10 protein-coding genes and 1 pseudogene are annotated in these 17,480 nt (G+C 71.0%); 2 read left to right on the top strand and 9 right to left on the bottom strand.

The annotated features are described in order from the left end of the window. Nucleotides 1-5 precede the first annotated feature (5 nt). Nucleotides 6-1,667: an SDR family oxidoreductase gene (locus ACFYPJ_RS15610; protein ID WP_389016220.1), complete on the bottom strand. Its 1,662-nt coding sequence runs from the start codon at nucleotides 1,665-1,667 to the stop codon at nucleotides 6-8. Nucleotides 1,668-2,244: 577 nt separating this feature from the next. On the opposite strand from ACFYPJ_RS15610, the pseudogene ACFYPJ_RS15605 reads away from it, so the two are divergent. After that, nucleotides 2,245-2,904 (top strand): annotated as a pseudogene (locus ACFYPJ_RS15605) (AAA domain-containing protein); the annotation flags it as partial. A 526-nt stretch (nucleotides 2,905-3,430) separates the two neighbouring features. Next, nucleotides 3,431-4,396 carry a phospholipase D-like domain-containing protein gene (locus ACFYPJ_RS15600; RefSeq protein ID WP_389016217.1) on the top strand — a complete coding sequence of 322 codons (966 nt, stop codon included), beginning with the start codon at nucleotides 3,431-3,433 and terminating at the stop codon, nucleotides 4,394-4,396. 157 nt (nucleotides 4,397-4,553) lie between these two features. Here ACFYPJ_RS15600 and ACFYPJ_RS15595 read toward each other — a convergent pair whose 3' ends face one another. Genes ACFYPJ_RS15595 through ACFYPJ_RS15560 form a run of 8 tightly spaced genes read right to left on the bottom strand, consistent with a single transcriptional unit; the run spans nucleotide 4,554 to nucleotide 17,397 of the window. Beyond that, nucleotides 4,554-5,708, bottom strand: a complete 1,155-nt coding sequence (locus tag ACFYPJ_RS15595) for a hypothetical protein (RefSeq protein ID WP_389016214.1) — start codon at nucleotides 5,706-5,708, stop codon at nucleotides 4,554-4,556. Nucleotides 5,709-5,753: 45 nt separating this feature from the next. After that, entirely contained in the window at nucleotides 5,754-7,502 is a 1,749-nt protein-coding gene (locus ACFYPJ_RS15590; protein WP_389016211.1) for an ABC transporter ATP-binding protein, read from the bottom strand. Next, nucleotides 7,499-9,202, bottom strand: a complete 1,704-nt coding sequence (locus ACFYPJ_RS15585) for an ABC transporter transmembrane domain-containing protein (RefSeq protein ID WP_389016208.1) — start codon at nucleotides 9,200-9,202, stop codon at nucleotides 7,499-7,501. Before ACFYPJ_RS15585 ends, ACFYPJ_RS15590 begins: the two co-directional genes overlap by 4 nt. Nucleotides 9,203-9,214: 12 nt before the next feature. Further along, a complete protein-coding gene (gene folE / locus ACFYPJ_RS15580; protein ID WP_389016771.1) occupies nucleotides 9,215-9,847 on the bottom strand; it encodes a GTP cyclohydrolase I FolE in 633 nt (210 codons plus the stop codon). Nucleotides 9,848-9,855: 8 nt separating this feature from the next. Beyond that, nucleotides 9,856-10,680, bottom strand: a complete 825-nt coding sequence (locus ACFYPJ_RS15575; protein ID WP_389016206.1) for an alpha/beta fold hydrolase — start codon at nucleotides 10,678-10,680, stop codon at nucleotides 9,856-9,858. Continuing rightward, nucleotides 10,677-11,204, bottom strand: coding sequence for a 6-pyruvoyl tetrahydropterin synthase family protein (locus ACFYPJ_RS15570; protein ID WP_389016203.1), 528 nt, complete (start codon nucleotides 11,202-11,204; stop codon nucleotides 10,677-10,679). The genes ACFYPJ_RS15575 and ACFYPJ_RS15570 overlap by 4 nt, the downstream gene beginning before the upstream one ends. Beyond that, nucleotides 11,201-15,628, bottom strand: a complete 4,428-nt coding sequence (locus ACFYPJ_RS15565; protein ID WP_389016200.1) for an SDR family NAD(P)-dependent oxidoreductase — start codon at nucleotides 15,626-15,628, stop codon at nucleotides 11,201-11,203. The genes ACFYPJ_RS15570 and ACFYPJ_RS15565 overlap by 4 nt, the downstream gene beginning before the upstream one ends. Then, nucleotides 15,625-17,397 carry a non-ribosomal peptide synthetase gene (locus ACFYPJ_RS15560; RefSeq protein ID WP_389016768.1) on the bottom strand — a complete coding sequence of 591 codons (1,773 nt, stop codon included), beginning with the start codon at nucleotides 17,395-17,397 and terminating at the stop codon, nucleotides 15,625-15,627. The genes ACFYPJ_RS15565 and ACFYPJ_RS15560 overlap by 4 nt, the downstream gene beginning before the upstream one ends. Nucleotides 17,398-17,480 lie beyond the last annotated feature (83 nt).

Genomic DNA, 17,480 nt, shown 5'->3' with positions numbered 1-17,480 from the left:
GGCGGTCAGCTTCTTTCCGGTGGTCGGCGGTCGGTGCGGACAGCGCGGTGTTCACTGTCCGCACTGTCTTCCGGCAGCGCGGCGGATCCGGATGCGGTACGTGGGCCGGCCGCGCCCGCCGCGGGGGTGTGCGGGTGCCCCTGCTGTGCGCGGGCGGCGGCCCGGACGATGCCCCGGGCCATGCCGCCGAAGACAACCGCGTGAAAGGGCGAGACGCTCCACCAGTACAGGTGGCCCAGCAGCCCGCGTGGATGGAACAGCGCCCGCTGCCGGTACCGCACGGGCCCGGCGCCGGTGTCGTCCACCCGCATTTCCAGCCAGGCCAGGCCCGGCAGCCGCATCTCGGCGCGCAGCCGCAGCAGCCGCCCGCGTTCGATCTCCTCGACCCGCCAGAAGTCCAGCGAGTCCCCCACCCGCAGCCGCCGCGCGTCCCGGCGCCCCCGGCGCAGGCCCACACCGCCGACGAACCGGTCGAGCAGGCCGCGCACGACCCAGGCAGAAGGGAAGGAGTACCAGCCGTTTTCCCCGCCGATGCCCTCGATCACCTCCCACAGCGCCTCCGGCGCCCCGTCCGTGTCGCGTTCCCGCAGGTCGGTGTAGAGGCTGCCGCCGGCCCAGTCCGGGTCGGTGGGCAGCGGATCGCTGGGGGCACCCGGCACGGACGCCGAGGACCAGCGGGTGACGACCTGCGCCTCCCGGACGCGGCGCAGCGCCAGGTCGACGGCCCGGTCGAAACCGAGAGGATGACCAGGCGGGCTGGGCAGGTACCGCTCGATGTCCCGCTCCCCGCAGACGACTTCGTGGCGCAGGGACTCCGCGAGCGGACGGGCGACCGAGGCCGGTACCGGGGTGACCAGTCCGACCCAGTGGCTGGACAGACCGGGCGTGAGCACGGGCACCGGCACGATGAGCCGCCGGGGCAGGCCGGCGACGGCGGCGTACCGCTGCATCATCTCCAGGTAGGTGAGCACTTCCGGGCCGCCGATGTCGAAGGCACGGCTGACCTCGGCGGGCAGCCCGGCGCAGCCCACCAGGACGCGCAGGACGTCCCGTACGGCGATCGGCTGGATACGGGTGTGCACCCAGCGCGGGGTGACCATCGCCGGCAGCCGCTCGGTGAGATAGCGCAGCATCTCGAAGCTGGCCGACCCGGAGCCGATGATGACGGCGGCACGCAGGTGGGCGGTCGGCACACCCGAATCCAGCAGGACCCGGCCGACCTCGGCGCGGGAGCGCAGATGCGGGGAGAGCCGTGACTCGGGCACGCCCTGTGGGGTGAGACCGCCGAGGTAGACCAGGCGGCGGACGGCGGCCCGGCGGGCCTGTTCACCGAAGACGCGGGCCGCGTCGCGGTCGGTCCGCTCGAAGTCGCGGCCGGTGCCGAGCGCATGCACCAGGTAGTAGGCGACGTGCACGCCGTCCATGGCCCGCGCCACCGACTCCGCGTCGGTGACGTCGCCCTGGACGATCTCCACCCGGCCCGCCCACGGGTGGTCGCGCAGCTTGTCCGGAGTGCGCACCAGGCAGCGCACCCGGTGGCCGGCGGCCAGCAGCTCGGGCACCAGCCGGCCGCCGATGTAACCACTCGCACCGGTCACCAGACAGGTCGGCGCCGCACGCGCCGTCGCCTCGTCCCCGGCCGCCGTCCCTGCCGCCTCGTCCGCCACGGGTACCGTCCCTGTCCTCGCCCCGTCGGCCGGTGCCCCGCACCGCGCCCTCCATACCTCTACCGTGCTGGCCACACGCCCGGATGCAATCCGCGCATGGTGCGACCGGGTGACGGCGACGTCCGGCAGGGGAACGCGTCCAGCACGGGATGCAGCCGGCATGGGGGCGCGTGGGTCCGTGGACGCAGCCGGCACGGGCGGGGCGCGTCGGGCGCGCAGCGGATACGAGAACGCGGCCGTCCGCCACTCTCGCGGAGGCGCCCGCCACTGCCGCGGCGCCGTCCGGCCCGACCCAGGCGCCGCGGCCCGGCGCCTCCGTTGCCGCCGCTCCAGACACCCCTGCGTTCGGCGGCGGCGCCCACGGCCGGAATTCGCCATACGGCATGACGTCCACGGAATCGTCGCAGGTACCCGGTGGGTAAGGTCCCCACGGGATCCGCCCGGGCACACGTGAGAGCTCCCGGGACGACGCGGAACGGGGGCGACGCGGGTTAGGTGGCGCGAGGAGATCGCCACGGCTCTGGGCGAGCTGATCACGATCACGGGTGGCTCGGGCAGGCAGCCGCGCTGGCAGCGGGTGGGGCGCGCGGTCCGCACCAAGGACGCGGGCTGGTACGCGGTGGACCTGCGTGGTTCGGACATCGGACCGGACCAGTTGGACGCCCTGCGACTCGCCGGAGCGGAATCGGACAACATCGAGACGAAGGGGTTCGTCGTCTCGGAGACGGTGCAGAACGGCTCCCTGCTCACCCTCAAGGTCGCCGAATTCGCGGACCTTCCGGATGCGTATCTGTGGCTGCAGCTCACGGCCCTGGAGCGGGCGCTCGCCTCGGCACAGTCGGGCCGCAGGTCGGCCCTTGCCGCCCTTGCGGCCCGCCGTGACGAGGTCACCGAGCTGGCACGGGCCGTCGTCCGGGCCCTCGACGCCGCGGAACTCACCGGACTCGCCGCGCGGCAGGACTGGCCGGCCCGCCATGCTCGCGCCGAGCGGCTGCGCCCCCAGGTGGCCGCCGACACCGCCCGCCGTGCCGCTCTGGAGGCACAGTTCCAGCAGGTCCAGGAGAAGTACGAACGCCTCGCCCGCAATGCCCAGGGCGAGATCATCAAGGGCGCCCGGCTGGTCGCCACCACACTTGCTCGGTTCCGGACCAACAAGGCGGTCTTCGAGGGCCCGTACGACATGGTCCTGGTCGACGAGGCGGGCGCCGCGACGTTGCCGGAGGTGATCCTCCCGACGGCGAAGGCGTCCCGGACCGCCGTGCTGCTCGGCGACTTCATGCAGCTCGGGCCGGTCGTCGAGGAGAAGCTGAAAGACCTTGACCGCCCGGACGTCAAGCGCTGGCTGCTCCCGGACGTCTTCGAGCACTGCGGCATCCGGGAGCCGGCGGACGCCCACCGGCACGCGGCCTGCGTCACCTTGATCGAGCAGCACCGCTTTGGCCCCGCTGTCATGCGGCTGGCCAACTCCCTCGCCTACGGTGGATCGTTACGGGGCGGCAAACAGACCGCGGCGCCGAGACCGTCCGACGATCCGGAGATCGTTCTCGTCGACACCGACGGACTGCACGAGCTGGCGAGACCTCACCTGACCGGCCGCAGAAGCGGCTGGTGGCCGACCGGGACACTGATCGCCAGGGCCCTCGTGGACTACCACCGCGAGAGGGGAGAGGAGACGGGCGTCGTCACACCGTACGGTACCCAGGCGGACGCGACGCTTGGGGCTCTGCGGGACGTGGAGAGCGGGGGGCGGCCAGCTGGCCGAAGTGGGCACGGCGCACCGTTTCCAGGGCCGGGAGTTCCCCGTCGTCGTCTTCGACACGGTCGAGGGTTCCGGCGAACGCGAGCTGTGGATGTCCCGGGCGCACCGGGAACCGGACGCGTCCGACTGGGCGCGGGACGGTGTGCGTCTGTTCAACGTGGCGGCCACCCACGTCCAGACCCGTCTGTACGTGCTCGGCGGCTGGGAGCGGATCCGGAGCGCGCGGAACGGCCGGGCCTTCACCCATCTGGCCGCTCTGGTCGGCACGCCCGGCGTACGGCGGCTGCGGGCCAGCCATCTGATCACGCCGCCGCACGAGAAGGCCCGGGATCTCGGCGGTTTCGGAGCCGCACTCGCCGACGTCCTTGCCCGGCACGTCGAAGTGACGGGCCTCGACGACGAACTGACCTTCTTCAGCACCTTCGAGGAGGAGATCGGCAAGTCCCGCACCTCGATCTGGCTGTGGGCACCCTGGGTCGCGAACCGGGTGCGCGGGATCCTGCCGCTGCTGCGCGAGGCGACGGGGCGTGGCGTGCGCGTGACCGTGTTCGTCCGCGACGACACGGACCAGCTCCAGGCTCGCCCGGACAACCAGAACCTCATCGCCGACCTCCGGGCCGTCGTCGACACCGTCGTCCCCGTCAATGTGATGCACCAGAAGATCGCGGTGATCGACGAGCAGACGGTGATGCTGGGCAGCCTCAACGCCCTGTCCCAGTCGTGGACCCGCGAGGTCATGGTGACGATGCGGGGCGGCCACTTCGCCCGCAAGCTGCTGGAGCACGAGCACGCCGAGTTGTTCACCCGCCCGCCGACGTGTGCCCGCTGCGGCGGCACGAGCATCGAACTGCGCCGCCGCACGACCGGCATCTGGTTCTGGCGCTGCTACGACACGGTCTGCAAGACCGGACCGAACGGCCGGAGCAATGCCTGGAACATGGACATACGGGTGGGTCAGGGCCGACGCTGAGAGCGGTGCGCAGCGGTCCGGTGGCGCCGACCCCGGCCACCGGTAGCCGACCGCCAGTAGCCGACGGGAGCCCGTAGCCGGTATCCGGTTGGTAGCCGGTCACCAGTAACCGGTCACCACGAACGGGGAATCGAGCCCGCGCCGTTCCCGGAGCACCTCACCTCGAATAACGACTCAGGAGCCCTTGCGAAGCAAGCGTCCGGTAGTCCTTCTCGCCGAACGTCCGCGTCTGATCCGCCACGAGCGGTTCGAGCAGTGAGACGGCCTTGCGGGTGTCGCCACGGGCTCCGTACCACCGGGCCATTTGATGACGGACCGATTGTCCGAGTTCATGGTCTGAGCCCAGTTCCCCCTCCACGTCGGGCAGCAGCCTGCTCAGTGACTCGACCGCGTAGTCAAGATCTCCCGCTACCCCGCTCCACAGCCCGATCTGAAGTCGAATGGCCAGGGTGTAGTAGTCCTTCTCGCCGAGCAGGAATTCACAGTCCCCCAGGAGGACCCGGTACTGCTCCAAGGCCCCTCGGACGTTGCCGCTGAAGCCTCGCCAGTACGCCACGTTGTCCCGGGTGAACAGTGCATAGAGGTCCCCCCGGCCCAGCACGGCCACGGAATCGACCAGCAGCTGTTCAAACAGCCCCAGAGCACCGGCCGTGTCACCAGAATGACCGCGCCAGAAGGCCACGTTGTTGCGAACCATCAGCACGTCCCGGCTCTCGACGCCGAACACGCCCTCGTAGTCCGCGAGAATGTCGCGGTATTCTTCCAGTGCCTTTTTAAGGTCGCCATCGAGCGCGCGCCGGAACGCGATATTGTTGCGTACCCACAACGCACAGGGGGCGTCCTGGCCCAACGCGGCCACGACATCGACCAGCAGCTGTTCAAGCAGTCGTAGCGCACCGGCTGCGTCACCGGACTCGCCACGCCAGTAGGCAATGTCGCTACGGACATCGAATGCCTCAGAGTCGCCGGGGCGCTCCTGAAGCAGGTTCGCCAGCAGGTCTTCAAGCTGGCTGACAGCCTTGTCGATCTCCCCTGCGACACCCAGCCAGAACGCCCGGGCGCGATCGAGATCGTACGCAGCGCCGGCGTACTGCCGCTCTGATCCGCGGAGTCTGGATGCCGTTTTCTCCGCGAGCTCTGCCGCCGCCCGGGCGTCTCGCGCAAGGCCGAGCGAGAACACTTCACGCAGAGTGTCCCCGCAGCGGGAAGAAGGATCCGGCGCGTTGTCGTGATCGGCGTGATACGGCCGGGTCTGCGGAATTATGGCTTGACCGGTTCGCCTTCGGAAAAATTGAGTCGTAGCGACGATCATTCGGCCTCCTTCGTCATCACAGGCACACACTGTTGCGATCTCAGATCAGACTGTGTCGCCGCTCCACGTCTTCCACAGCTCCGCATAAGCGCCCCCGGAATCGATGAGTTCGGCGTGGCTGCCCAGTTCGGTGATACGCCCAGCCTCGACCACGGCGATGCGGTCGGCCTTCTCGGCCGCATCCAACTGGTGGGTGATGGTGATGAGAGTCCGGCCGGCGAGTGCCTCGGCAAGGACGGCCTGCGTCTCGTCGGCGGAACGGGTGTCGAGCCCGGCGGTCGCTTCATCGAGGATGACGACGTCGGGGTCCGCCAGGAGCACTCTCGCCAGGGCCAACTGCTGGATCTGGTGGAGGGTGAGACGGTGGTGGTTCTGGCCGAGCACGGTGTCGAGCCCTTCGGGGAGTTCCCCGAACCAGGTGGCACCCACCCGGTGGAGCACGTCCAGCAGCGCCTTGTCGTCGTCCTCGTCCCGGGCGAGCGCGAGGTTGTCCCGCAGGCCGGCGGCAAAGACATGGTGCTCCTGGGTCACCAGGATGACGGTGCGGCGCAGGTCTTCCAACTCGACGTCCGCGCTCGGCACGCCCCCGACCGACGCTGTTCCGGCGCGGGGCCGCTCGATGCCCGCGATGAGCCAGGCCACGGTCGACTTGCCGGCACCGGACGGGCCGACGATCGCGAGCCGTTCACCCGGCCTGACCTTCAGGTCGAGCCCGTGGAGGATGTCCGGCCCAGCACCGTATCCGAACCTGACCCGGCTGAGGTCGACGTCGCTGCCCTGTGACCGTGCGGTACGCGACTCCGGCTTGAGCAGGCCGATGCCCTCCACGCGGGCCAGTGCGGCGGTGGCCTCCTGGAACTCGGTGAGCGAGTACATGACGCGGTCCAGCGGCCCGGAGAGCCGGTAGGCGAGCATCGTGCAGGAGACAACCGCTCCCACGCTGGGCCCGCCGCCGAGCGCCGCGAGCCCTCCGGCGCACAGGACGGCGGACACCGGAAGGATGTAAGCGAGGTCGAGGGTGGGCAGGAACCAGCTCTGCATGCGGATGATGCGCCGCTGCTGCTGGTACCGCACCCCTGCCAGGCGGTGTCCGAGGGCCACGCGCCGGCCCTGGAGTCGGTGGGCGGCGACCGTGCGCGCGCCGACGGCGGAAGCCGTCAGTGCCTCCGTGAGGTCGCCCAGCGCCGCGCGTTCGGAGAGAAAGGCCGGGTGCGCCTGCCGGACGTAGGCACGCGCGGCCACCAGGAGCGGCGGAAACACGACGGCCAGCAGCAGCGCGAGCAGCGGGTCGACGAAGAACGCCGCGGCGACGACGACCAGTACCTCGGCCAGGGCCGCGAGCACTTCGGGCCCGGTGGAGCGCAACAGGCCGGCGACGGTGTCGATGTCCCCGGAGGTCCGGGTGGACAGATCGCCGCTCCCCGCGCGCTCCACCGTGCGCATGGGCAGGCGCAGGACGCGTTGGAGGGCCTGTTCCCTGATCCGGGCGGAAGACCGGTCGCCGAAGCGGTGGCCCAGCCGCCGGCCGAGCCGGGTCAGCGCCAGCTGTACGGCGACACAGCCGAACAGCCCCAGGCAGACGGCGTCCACCTGGGTGGCGCCCCAGCCGTCCTCGATGCCGTTGACGACGCCGCCGAGCATGACCGGCAGTGCGGCGCCGGCCGCCGCGGCGCCCAGATAGAGCAGGCAGACCAGCGCGACCGTGCCCTTCTCCCGCATGAGCAGGCGGTAGACGGTACGCCGGACATGGCGTGGTGCGGCGACGGGCAGCCGCGACGGCTCCGTGACGCTCACTGTGCTCCCTTCCCCGCCCGGGGGACCGCGGCGCCGCCGGATCGTGCGGCTCCGGCCGGGTATCCGTCGGTGCCGGTGTTCTCGGCATCCGTGATCCGCACCACGTGATCGGCTCTCGCCAGCCAGAGCGGGGACGAGCTGACCACCACGGTGGTGCTGCCCTGCCGCGCCGCCCTGAGGCGCTCCGCGATCCGCGACTCGGTGGTGGCGTCGACCGCCGAGGTGGGCTCCATGGCCAGCAGGACGGCAGGCCGGGCGGCCAGCGCGCGGGCCAGCATGAGGCGTTGGCGCTGGCCGCCGGAGAGATTCCGCCCCCGGTCGGCGACCGCACCGTCGAGGGTGCCGCCGAGCTGGGCCAGTACGTCCGTGGCACAGGCGGCGTCGAGAGCGGCCAACGCCGCTGCATCGTGGGGGGCGTTGAGTACGTCGCGGAGCGTACCGGCGAACAGGTAGTCATCGTCGGCGAGGAGCAGCGCCTGCCGGCGTGTCCCTTCCGCCCCGATCCTGGTCGGCGGCGGCCCGCCCCAGGTGACCCCGGCGTCCGGGCCGCCGTGGCCGGCCAGCCGTCCCAGCGCCTCGGCGGCCTGCGCAGTTCGCTCGGCCACGACGACGGTGAGCTTCCCCGCGCGGGCCTCCAGCCCGGTGCGGGCGTCCCGCAGATCGCCGTACGGGGGCAGCTCGCCGCCTTCCCGCGGGGCGTCGTCCGCCGAGGTGAGCGCCGCCACGAGCCGGCCGGCGCCGACATGGGCGGCGACGATGGCATGCGCGTTGCCCAGGAGGGAACCGGAATACATGATCAGTCCCGTGGCGTAGCCGAAGGCGGCGCTGAGTTCACCGACACTGATGGCACCGGACAGCGCCAGCCGGGCGCCGAGCCAGGTGACCGAGGCGAGATACGCGAGCGGCACCGTCTGCTGCAGGGCGTACACCCAGGAGCTGGAATCAGTCATCCGGTAGGCGGAGTCCCGCAGTCTGCGCGACTGCCGCCGGTAGCGCTCGAAGAACCGGCGCTCGCCACCGATGCCCCGCAGTACCCGCAGCCCGGCGGTCACGTCCGCCGCCTGGCCGGTGAGGTCCGCGAGTTCCTGGCGGTAGTCCTGCTGCCGCCGCTGCAGCCGGCCCAGCAGCGGCCCGGCGATCAGTGTCGTGGCGACCACACCCAGGCCGAGGGTGATCCCGAGCGAGGGGTGGATCCGCCACACCAGCACCGTACCGAGCACGAACGCGATCAGGTTCATCATCCCGTGCCCGAATGTGGAACACATGGACGCGGTGGCCTGGTTGTCCCCGGTGACGAGATTGACCATGTCGCCGGCCGCGGACCGCTGCCCCTCCTGACCGGTCTGACGGCTCACCCGGTCGGTCAGGGAGTCGGCGATCCGCCGCTGGACCTCGGCTTCGGCCAGCGCCATCTGCCGGTAGCCGAGCATGTAGCAGAGCGGGTTGACCAGGGAGACCGCGAACATGCCGAGCGACCAGGAGATCAGGGCATCACGGTCCCCGGCGATCAGCCCTTCGTCGACGATCCGGGCGAGGAACCACGGCAGCACCATATGGACCACCGCCGCGGCCGCCAGGGCGATCACGGCCACGGCCATGCGTCCGGCCTGGAGTCTCAGCACCCAGGCGATGAGCCTCCCGGGCGAACCGGCTGCCACCAGGCCCGCCCCCGTCGCTGCGGCATTTCGCTGAACGGGCATCACGATCTTTCGTCAGGCTGCGGTGCGCCGCAGGAGTTGCATGGCTTCGTTACGGGTACGAGGGTCGCTCTGGAGCGTGCCCCGGACCGCGGAGGTGACCGTCCGGGCACCCGCTTTTCGTATCCCGCGCATGGTCATGCAACTGTGCTCGCACTCGATCACGACCATGACTCCGGCGGCGTCGAGCGCCGCATACAGGCAGTCGGCGATCTGGGCCGTCAGCCTCTCCTGGACCTGCGGTCGGCGGGCGTAGATCTCCACGAGCCTGGCGAGTTTCGACAGCCCCACCACGCAGCCGCTCGTTCCCGGCACGTAGGCGATGTCCGCCCGCCCCATGAAGGGCAGCAGATGGTGTTCGCAGAACGACTGCACCTCGATGCCGCACACCATGATCAGCTCTTGGTGGCCCTCCTCGAACGTGGTGCCCAGTACGTCTGCCGGGTCCACCCGCAGTCCCGCGAAGAGTTCCGCGTAGGCGTGGGCCACCCGCTTGGGCGTCTCCTTGAGGCCGTTGCGGTCGGGGTCCTCCCCCACGGCGAGGAGGATGTCACGGACCGCCCCTTCGATCCGGGTGAGATCTACTGTGCCGTGGGTGCGCACCTCCGTTTCCCGGCTGCTCAGCAGCCGTGCGGCCACTACGTCCATATGATCACTCACTGGATGCTCCTGCGTGGGTCGGGAGGGATGGTCACCTGAGCGGCGAAGGCGGTCAACTGCTCGGCGGTGGCTCTGGGTCGGTCGATGTGGGGTGAGTGGCCGGCGCCGGGGAGGGTGGCGCACCGCCCTGACGGTGCCATGGCGGCGAGGGTGCGGGCGTCCTCGGCGGAGAGCAGCGCCGACGCCTCGCCGCGCAGCACCAGTACGGGCAGCCGGGCGGCGGCCAGGGCCTGGCCGACCCGCACCTCTCGTTCGGGGGCGTCGCCCGTCGGCATCCGGGCACGGGGGGCCGGTTCGCTCCCCGGCAGCCCGCGTGCCGCGGCGCCGATGCTGCGCAGCGTGGCCTCGGCCGCCATGGGGTACTGGTCGCGCAGGCTGCGCGGCCTGCCACGCCCCTCGGGCGGGCCGGCGTAGGGGCGGGGTGGGGCGGCTCCGAAATGCGAGGCGACGGGCTCGATCATGATCACGCCCTGGGCGCCGGGCAGGGCGGCGGCGACGAGCACGGCCAGCGCTGCCCCGGCCGAGTGACCGACCACCATGACCGTCCCGGAAGTGACCGGTTCGCCGAGCAGGCGGTCCACGAGTTCCTCGGTCCGGGCCAGCGTGCCGCGCGGGGCGGTACAGCCGGCCGCCGCGCCTGCCAGGTCGGCGGCGAGAAGCGTGATCCGTGAGCCCGTCAGCCAGCGGGCGACCGGTGTCCAGTGCGCGGCTGACTGCTGCCACCCGGGCAGCAGCAGCCAGGGAGTTCCGCCCTGCCGTGGCACGACAGCCAGGACGAGTCGGTCGTCCGCACCGACGACGGGGTCGGCCCCACCGCTCACATCGGCCCCTGGGCATGCGCGTCGGACCGGAAGACCACGGCGTTCTTCCGTGATTCGCGGGCGACGACACGTATCACCCGCACCCGGCCCGCGGTGCGTTCCCGGACCAGGCCGTCGACGTTGTCATGAACCCACTCGGCGGCTCCCTCCATGCCCGTATGGTCCATGATCCGGAGGTCGATGACGCCGGAGCGCCTGAGTTCCTCGAACAACTCCAGCTGGGGATCGTCGGCAGCGATCAGGGTGGTGTGGTCGAACTGGGCCTGGAGAAGCGCCCGGACCTCCTTCAGCTCGCCGAAGTCGACCACGAATCCGGTCTTCGGCTCGACGGTGCTGCAACCGAACTCGATCTCGAAGCTCCTCTCGTAGCCGTGCAGGAAGGAGCACTTGCCGTCGTGTGCCCAGGAGCGGTGGGTGCACGGCAGGTCGTCAAAAAGTTTGGTGACGGAGAACCTGGCCGGCGCATGGTGGAGGGCGACGGCCCCGTCGGTCCGGGTGGCTGGGGACGCGGATCGGTCGGTCACGATTCCTCCCGGTTGTCCGCACCGTGCGCGGTAGCTCGGGTGATCTCCTTCACCATCTGCGCAATGGTGGGGTTCTCGAACAGGGTGATGGCGCTGAGCACGGTGTCGAACTCCTGGATGAGCCGGTGGGCGAGGGAAACCCCGAGCAGCGAGTCCCCGCCGAGTGCGAAGAAGTTCGAATCCGGACTCAGGTCTTCGACCCCGAGGAGGTCGGTCCATGCCCGGGCCACCTTCGCCGCGACAGGGTCGGCCCAGCCTGCGCCGGCGGGTTCGGGCAGCCGTACGGTCTCCGGGCCCGGCACGGCCGCAGGACTGGTCAGTGTTCCGCGTACCCACTGGTCGATGCGCGCGTCGAAGTCGGCCGTGGAGACAAGAACCTGGTGAGGTGCGTCCAGGTTCATCAACCGGCCGTAGATCTCGGCGCCTTCGCTCGGACGGATCGCGATTTCGGCGACCACTCCGAAGTCGGGCGAGGCGAAGGACGGCGAGACCACCGACTCGTGGGGAGCGTCGTCGTCCCGCTCCCGGAAGATCCAGCCGTCCCAGTTGACCGTCATCCACGGGATGTCGTCATCGCGGTGCCGCTCGGCGAACGCATCCATGTACGCGTTCCCGGCGGTGTAGGCGTAGAAGCCGAGGCCGCCCAGGTGCGAGGAGAGCGAGGACTGCATGAGAACGAAGTCCAGGCGACGTCCCCGCAGGAACTCGGCCAGCATGAGGGTGCCCTGAACCTTGGGACGCAGCCGCCGCTCGCAGTCCTCCCGGCCGGTCTCGGAGAGCGCGCGGAAGGCTCGTCGGGTCTCGAAGACACCGGCGGCGTGGACGACCCCGTCGAGTCCGCCGAAGCGGCGGTCGATCTCGGCGAACAGCGCCGCCGTCTGTTCCCGGTCGGCCGCGTCACAGCGCACGGCGAGCACCTCGCCGCCGAGCGCCTCCAGTTTGCGGATCCGCTCGGCACGTTCCGCGAGCCCCGGATCGCCGTCCGACGGGAGAGCGCCGGGGGACGGCACCGCGTCCAGTCCGGTGAGGACCAGCCGGGCCCGACAGGTGCGGACCAGGTATTCGGCCAGTGTCATGCCGATACCGCCGAGGCCGCCGGTGATCAGGTAGACACCGCGTTCCCGCAGGCGCAGCGGCAACTGATCCGCCTCCACCTCGGGCAGGACGTCGCGTTCGTAGGTGCGGGCCCAGCGCCCGCCGGGAGCGAGGGCGACCGCGTGGTCCTTGGCGGGCGTGCGCAGTTCCGCCACCGTCTCCGCGGCGGCGTGGCCGTCGGCCAGGGCGCTGATGTCGATCGAGCGGGCGGTGACGAACGGGAAGTCCTGCGGTATGACCAGCGCGGGCCCGGCGAGCAGCGCACGCTCCGGCGACACCGCCGTGCCGCTGCTGTCGAGGGGATGGACACCGCGGGCGACGATGTCGAGCTGGACCGGCGCGGCGCCCTGCTGGGAGGTGAGGGCCTGGAGGCCGAACAGCAAGGTGTAGAAGCCGCCGGCCAGTTCGGACTCCAGCGCCGTGAGCCGGCCGTCGAGGTCTCCGGGATCCACCAGGCCGTCCGCGCACCACAGGTGCACGACCCGCTGGACGGGCCGGGAGTCCAGGTCCAGGCCCGCGAGGGCTGCCTTCACGGATTCCTCGTCACCGGGTACGACGTCGTCGAAGGGACGCAGACACACACAGTCGACGCCGAGCTGCCGCAGGTCGGTGACGATACGCTCGCTGAGTTCGTCCCGTCCGGCGAACACCAGCCACCGCTGACCCGCCACTTCGACGGGCTGCGGGGGACGTCGGCGCAGGCTCCAACTCGGGTGGTACATCCAGCGGTCGAGGGAGCGTTCCCGCACCACCAGACGCGTGCCCTTGCGTACGGCGGCCGACTCGCTACCCTCCAGGCTTTCCTTCTGATGCGGGCGCAGATCCCACGCCCGTGGCGGCAGCGTCACCGTCGCCGCGCTCCGCGCCGGCCTGCTCAGGTCCACCTCGATCCCGGCCGTCCACAGCTCGGCCAGTGCCCGCAGGTAGGACTCCCGCGGGGATCCGGCCGACCGGCAGGGACGGACGGTGAGGACGTCCGCCTCACGGGACCGCACCGCACGTCCCAGGAAGCCGTCGGGACTCAGGTCGACGAGTGCGGGACGGGTCTCCTTCGCGAGGCTGTCCACCGAGGCAGCGATCACCCGCAGGTCCACGGGCCGGACGAGGTGGTGCTCCCAGTAGGAGGAATGCTCCGCGCCGTCGGCGAGCGTGGGGATCCACCGCTCCGCCTTCCTCGGCGCGGCCGTACGGGCCAGGGGCCCGAAGGCGGCCGCGGACTCCCCGAGGAGCGGCGAGTGGTACGGAAGGTCGACGGCGGTGTCGCGGCAGGCCAGGCCGGCGTCGGCGAGGCGGTGGCGCACCTCGTCGGCCTGGTCGGAAGCGACCGCGAAGACCGTGCGGTCGTCGGAGAGTACGGCCGCCGGGACCAGGCCCGGCAGTGCGCGGGCCGCTTCCTCGGGGCCGGCCTGAACCACCAGCATCCGGCCTGCCGGAGCAGTGCGGTCCAGTTCCTCGCCCCGGTCGGCCAGAAGGGCCAGGGCGCGATCGGCGTCGAGTGCTCCGGCGGCGACCGCTGCGGCGTACTCGCCCAGCGAGTATCCGGCGTACAGGTGGTCCGGCAGCCCCCGGCTGCGCAGTTGCTCGATGACCGACAGCACGACCGCGGTGTGCCAGGCGTGGCGTTGGCCCCGCGCCAGTTGTGCCGGGTCGCCGAGAGCGGTCTCGATCCCCGGGGTGGCCGGGCGCAGCTCCTGCAACCGTGTCCAGTGCCGGCGCAGCGAGTCCGTGAACACGGGCTCCCACTCCCACAGTGCACGGGTGAGGGGGCCGAAGTCCGCGCCCTGACCGGGAACGAGGACGACGGGAGCCGTGGTCGCGGAGGCCCAGCCTTCAACGGTGCGGGCGGAGTCACCCTCCAAGCCGGACACTGCGGTTGCCCGTTCGCGGGCGACCACGGCGAGGCGATACGGCTTGGCCTCCCGGCCCCGGCGCAGAGTCTCCGCGACCGCGTCCAGCCCGACCCCGGGCTCGGCCCGGAGATGGTCGGCGAGCCGTATGGAGGTGGCGAGGCAGGAGTCCGGAGTGGCCGCGGAGACCTGGAGGACCACGTGGTCGCTGCCCTCGGCGTCCGTTGCTTCGGAGACGGTGGCGGGGACTGCGCCGATGACGGCGTGCACGTTGGTGCCGCCGAAGCCGAAGGAGCTGACGCCGATGACAGCCGAGTCGGGATCGGCCATCGGGACCGCCTGGGCCGGGACGGCAAAGCCCGTCTCGTTCGCCGATGCCGTCACCTCGTTGAGGTTGGCCACCGGCGGCAGGGTGCGGTGCCGCAGCATTTCGCAGGCCTTGATGAAACCCACCACGCCCGCGCCCACCCGCAAGTGCCCGATGTTCGCTTTGACCGACCCGACGGTGATCCCGGTCTCCCGGCCGTAGGCGGCGGCCATGGCGTCCAGTTCACTGCGGTCGCCGAGTTTGGTGCCGGTTCCATGGCACTCCACGTAGGTCACTTCGCCCGGCTCCACACCGCTGACGGCGAGGGCCTGGCGGATCACGGCGGCCTGACGGGCGGGTTTGGGCGCGGTGAACGACGCTTTGGCCGCGCCGTCGTTGTTGGCGGCCGTGCCGAGGAGCGTCGCCCGGACCGGCCAGCCCTCTCGCTGCGCCACAGCCTTGTCGGCGAGGAGCACCAGGCCGCCGCCGGAGCCGAACACCGTACCGGTGGCGTCCCGGTCGAAGGGACGGCACACACCGTCCACGGCGAGGATGCCGCCCTCCTGGTGGACGTAGCTCATGGGTTGCGGATGCTCGATGTCCATCCCGCCCGCCAGGGCCAGATCGCATTCCCCGGCCCGGATGGCCTGGGACGCCGTGTGGATGGCGAGCAGCGACGACGAGCACGCGGAGCCGACGGACAGCGCCGGTCCGGTCAGACCCAGTTTGTAGGCGATGCGCGTGGCCGCGTAATGGTGATCGCCGCCCATCAGGGCGGACATGCCCTCGGTGCCGATCAGCGTCGAGTCCCACGTCTTCAGCAGGTAGGAGCTGAGTCCTGTGCCGGCCCACACTCCGATGTCGTACGGGAGGGCCGAAGGCCGCACCCCGGCCGCTTCCAGGGCTTCCACGGCGCACAGCAGCAGCAGCCGCTGCTGGGGGTCGATCTCGGCGGCGTCCTTCGGCGAATACTCGAAGAAGTTCTCGTCGAAGAGTTCCGGCTCGTCCACGAGACCGTAGGCGTGCACGCGGTCCCTGGCGGTCGCCCCCACATTGGTCGCCGCACGGGTGATCACGTCCCGGCCCTCCGCGACCAGCTTCCACAGCGCGGCAACGGTCGACGCACCGGGAACACGGCACGAGTACCCCAGGACCACTACATCACGGTCGTTCATTGCGTCACTCCTTCGGTGTGGGCGGGCGGCACTGACAGACAGTCCGGGCGTCGGGCCGCCCGACGCCGGTCCGCGGCGCTGCTCAGGGGGCTCGGCTGACGTACTCGTCGCTGCTCGGCCGGGTCGACGGCGCCGGAGAGAGCCTCGATCTGGAGGGTGATCCGCGGGTGGTCGAAGACGAACGTCGTCGACACCTCACGCCCGAGGACGTGGGTGAGCCGGACCGCCGCGGCGGTCACGGCGAGGGAATCCAGGCCGCTCTCGAAGAGATTCGCATCGGCGGAGAACCCGGCCCCCAGCAGTTCCCCCCACACCCCCATCACGGTGGCGGCGAGTCCGGAGCGCGCGACTGCCTGCGGTGCCTGTCGCATCGCGGCCAGATCGGTCTTTCCATTGGCGGTGCGCGGAATCGTCCCGCACGCGATGACCCGGAGGGTGACCTGGCCGTCGAGCATCCGTAGCACCCGGCGTCGGACCCGGGCCGCCGACTCGTTGCCTGCCGCTCCCGGAGCGACGAAGGCCACCAGGAGACGGCTGGCCGAGGTGGCGTCGACGGTGTACTCCTCGACGGCCGCGACCGCCTCGGCCGCGAGACCCTCCCCGGTGAGAGCCCGCTCGATCTCGTCGAGATCCGTCCAGTGACCCGTGAGCTTCACGCGGCGTTCGGAGCGACCGGTGACCACGAGCCCGCCGTCCCTCGACCAGCGCCCTCGGTCTCCCGTACGGAAGGCCCTTTCCCTACCGCCGGCAGAGAACTTCTCGCTGTTCGCGACCGGGTCCAGATATCCGCCTGACACTGTCGGGCCCCGCACCACGATCTCCCCCTCGGCTTCGGTGTCGCCGGGTGGGATCGGTGCGTCGTCCTGGCCGAGGAGAACGACCTCGACACCCGGTAGGGGGCGCCCGACGTGGCCGGCGAGGGCCGCTTCGAGCCCCGCGGCACTGACGAGGTCGGCGGTGATCTGTCCTGATGTCTCCGTCGCCGCATACGTATTCACCACGACCGACGGCCCGTCCTGCGCACGGGAGAAGACCTCGCGCAACGGTGCCCTGTGCGCCGGTTCGCCGCTGAGGACCAGATGGGAGGGAAGCGGATCCTTCGTCTCCCGCATCAGGACCGACAGTTCCGAGGGCGTCAGGCACACCACGTGCGGGCCGGCCTCCTCGGACAGTCTCCGGGAGAGCGCCGTGAACGTCACGGGCTCCTCCCGGTCGACCAGGGCAAGCGTGCCGTTGAACGTCAGGCTCCCGAGTACCTCGCACATACTGAAGCCGAACGTCAGCGGATGCAGCTGCGTCCACACGGCCAACGGCGGAACGTGCTCGTGGAAGCGGGCGTACAGGCCGGCGAAGACGTTGCGCAAACCCTCTCTGGTGACCACCGTGTGTTTGGCGGCGCCGCTGCTGCCTGAAGTGGAGAAGACGTAGGCCGGGGCGGAGAGCGGCGAAAGGTGACCCGGCCAGGCCGAACGGTCCGACACGATCTCAAGGACCGGGGACTTGCCGTCGGCGCCCGCCGGCACCGGAGTGAACGCCGCACCGGCAGCCAGGATCGCCAGCAGGGACACGATGGTGCCGACAGTTCGTCTCTCTCCGGTGGGCAACGCAACGAGGGAGCCGGGTCCAAGGCCGTCCCGGCGCAGTACCGCGGCTTCTTGAACAACCAGATCGTGAAGGCTGCCGTAGGTCAAGGTCGTCTCGCCGTCCGTCAGGGCCTTCGCATCTGCGGGCGCCGGGGGGCGCCCGAGCTGCAGATCCAGACAGAGCATCAATAACTCGGCAGACACAGTGTTCCTAACCTTCCATATCGGCCAGTCCGTGCAGCGCAGCAACTCAGATCTTCGACATGAGG

This window comes from Streptomyces sp. NPDC006012, assembly GCF_042871185.1.
In the GTDB taxonomy this organism is placed as follows: domain Bacteria; phylum Actinomycetota; class Actinomycetes; order Streptomycetales; family Streptomycetaceae; genus Streptomyces.
Note: the sequence above shows the minus strand (reverse complement) of the source record. Positions and strands in the feature narration are given on the sequence as shown.

Excerpts from the sequence above, each read along its gene's own strand:
- ACFYPJ_RS15595 (WP_389016214.1), bottom strand. The coding sequence starts at position 5,708 with ATGATCGTCGCTACGACTCAATTTTTCCGAAGGCGAACCGGTCAAGCC.
- ACFYPJ_RS15585 (WP_389016208.1), bottom strand. The coding sequence starts at position 9,202 with ATGCCCGTTCAGCGAAATGCCGCAGCGACGGGGGCGGGCCTGGTGGCA.
- folE (WP_389016771.1), bottom strand. The coding sequence starts at position 9,847 with ATGGACGTAGTGGCCGCACGGCTGCTGAGCAGCCGGGAAACGGAGGTG.
- ACFYPJ_RS15565 (WP_389016200.1), bottom strand. The coding sequence starts at position 15,628 with ATGAACGACCGTGATGTAGTGGTCCTGGGGTACTCGTGCCGTGTTCCC.
- ACFYPJ_RS15560 (WP_389016768.1), bottom strand. The coding sequence starts at position 17,397 with ATGCTCTGTCTGGATCTGCAGCTCGGGCGCCCCCCGGCGCCCGCAGAT.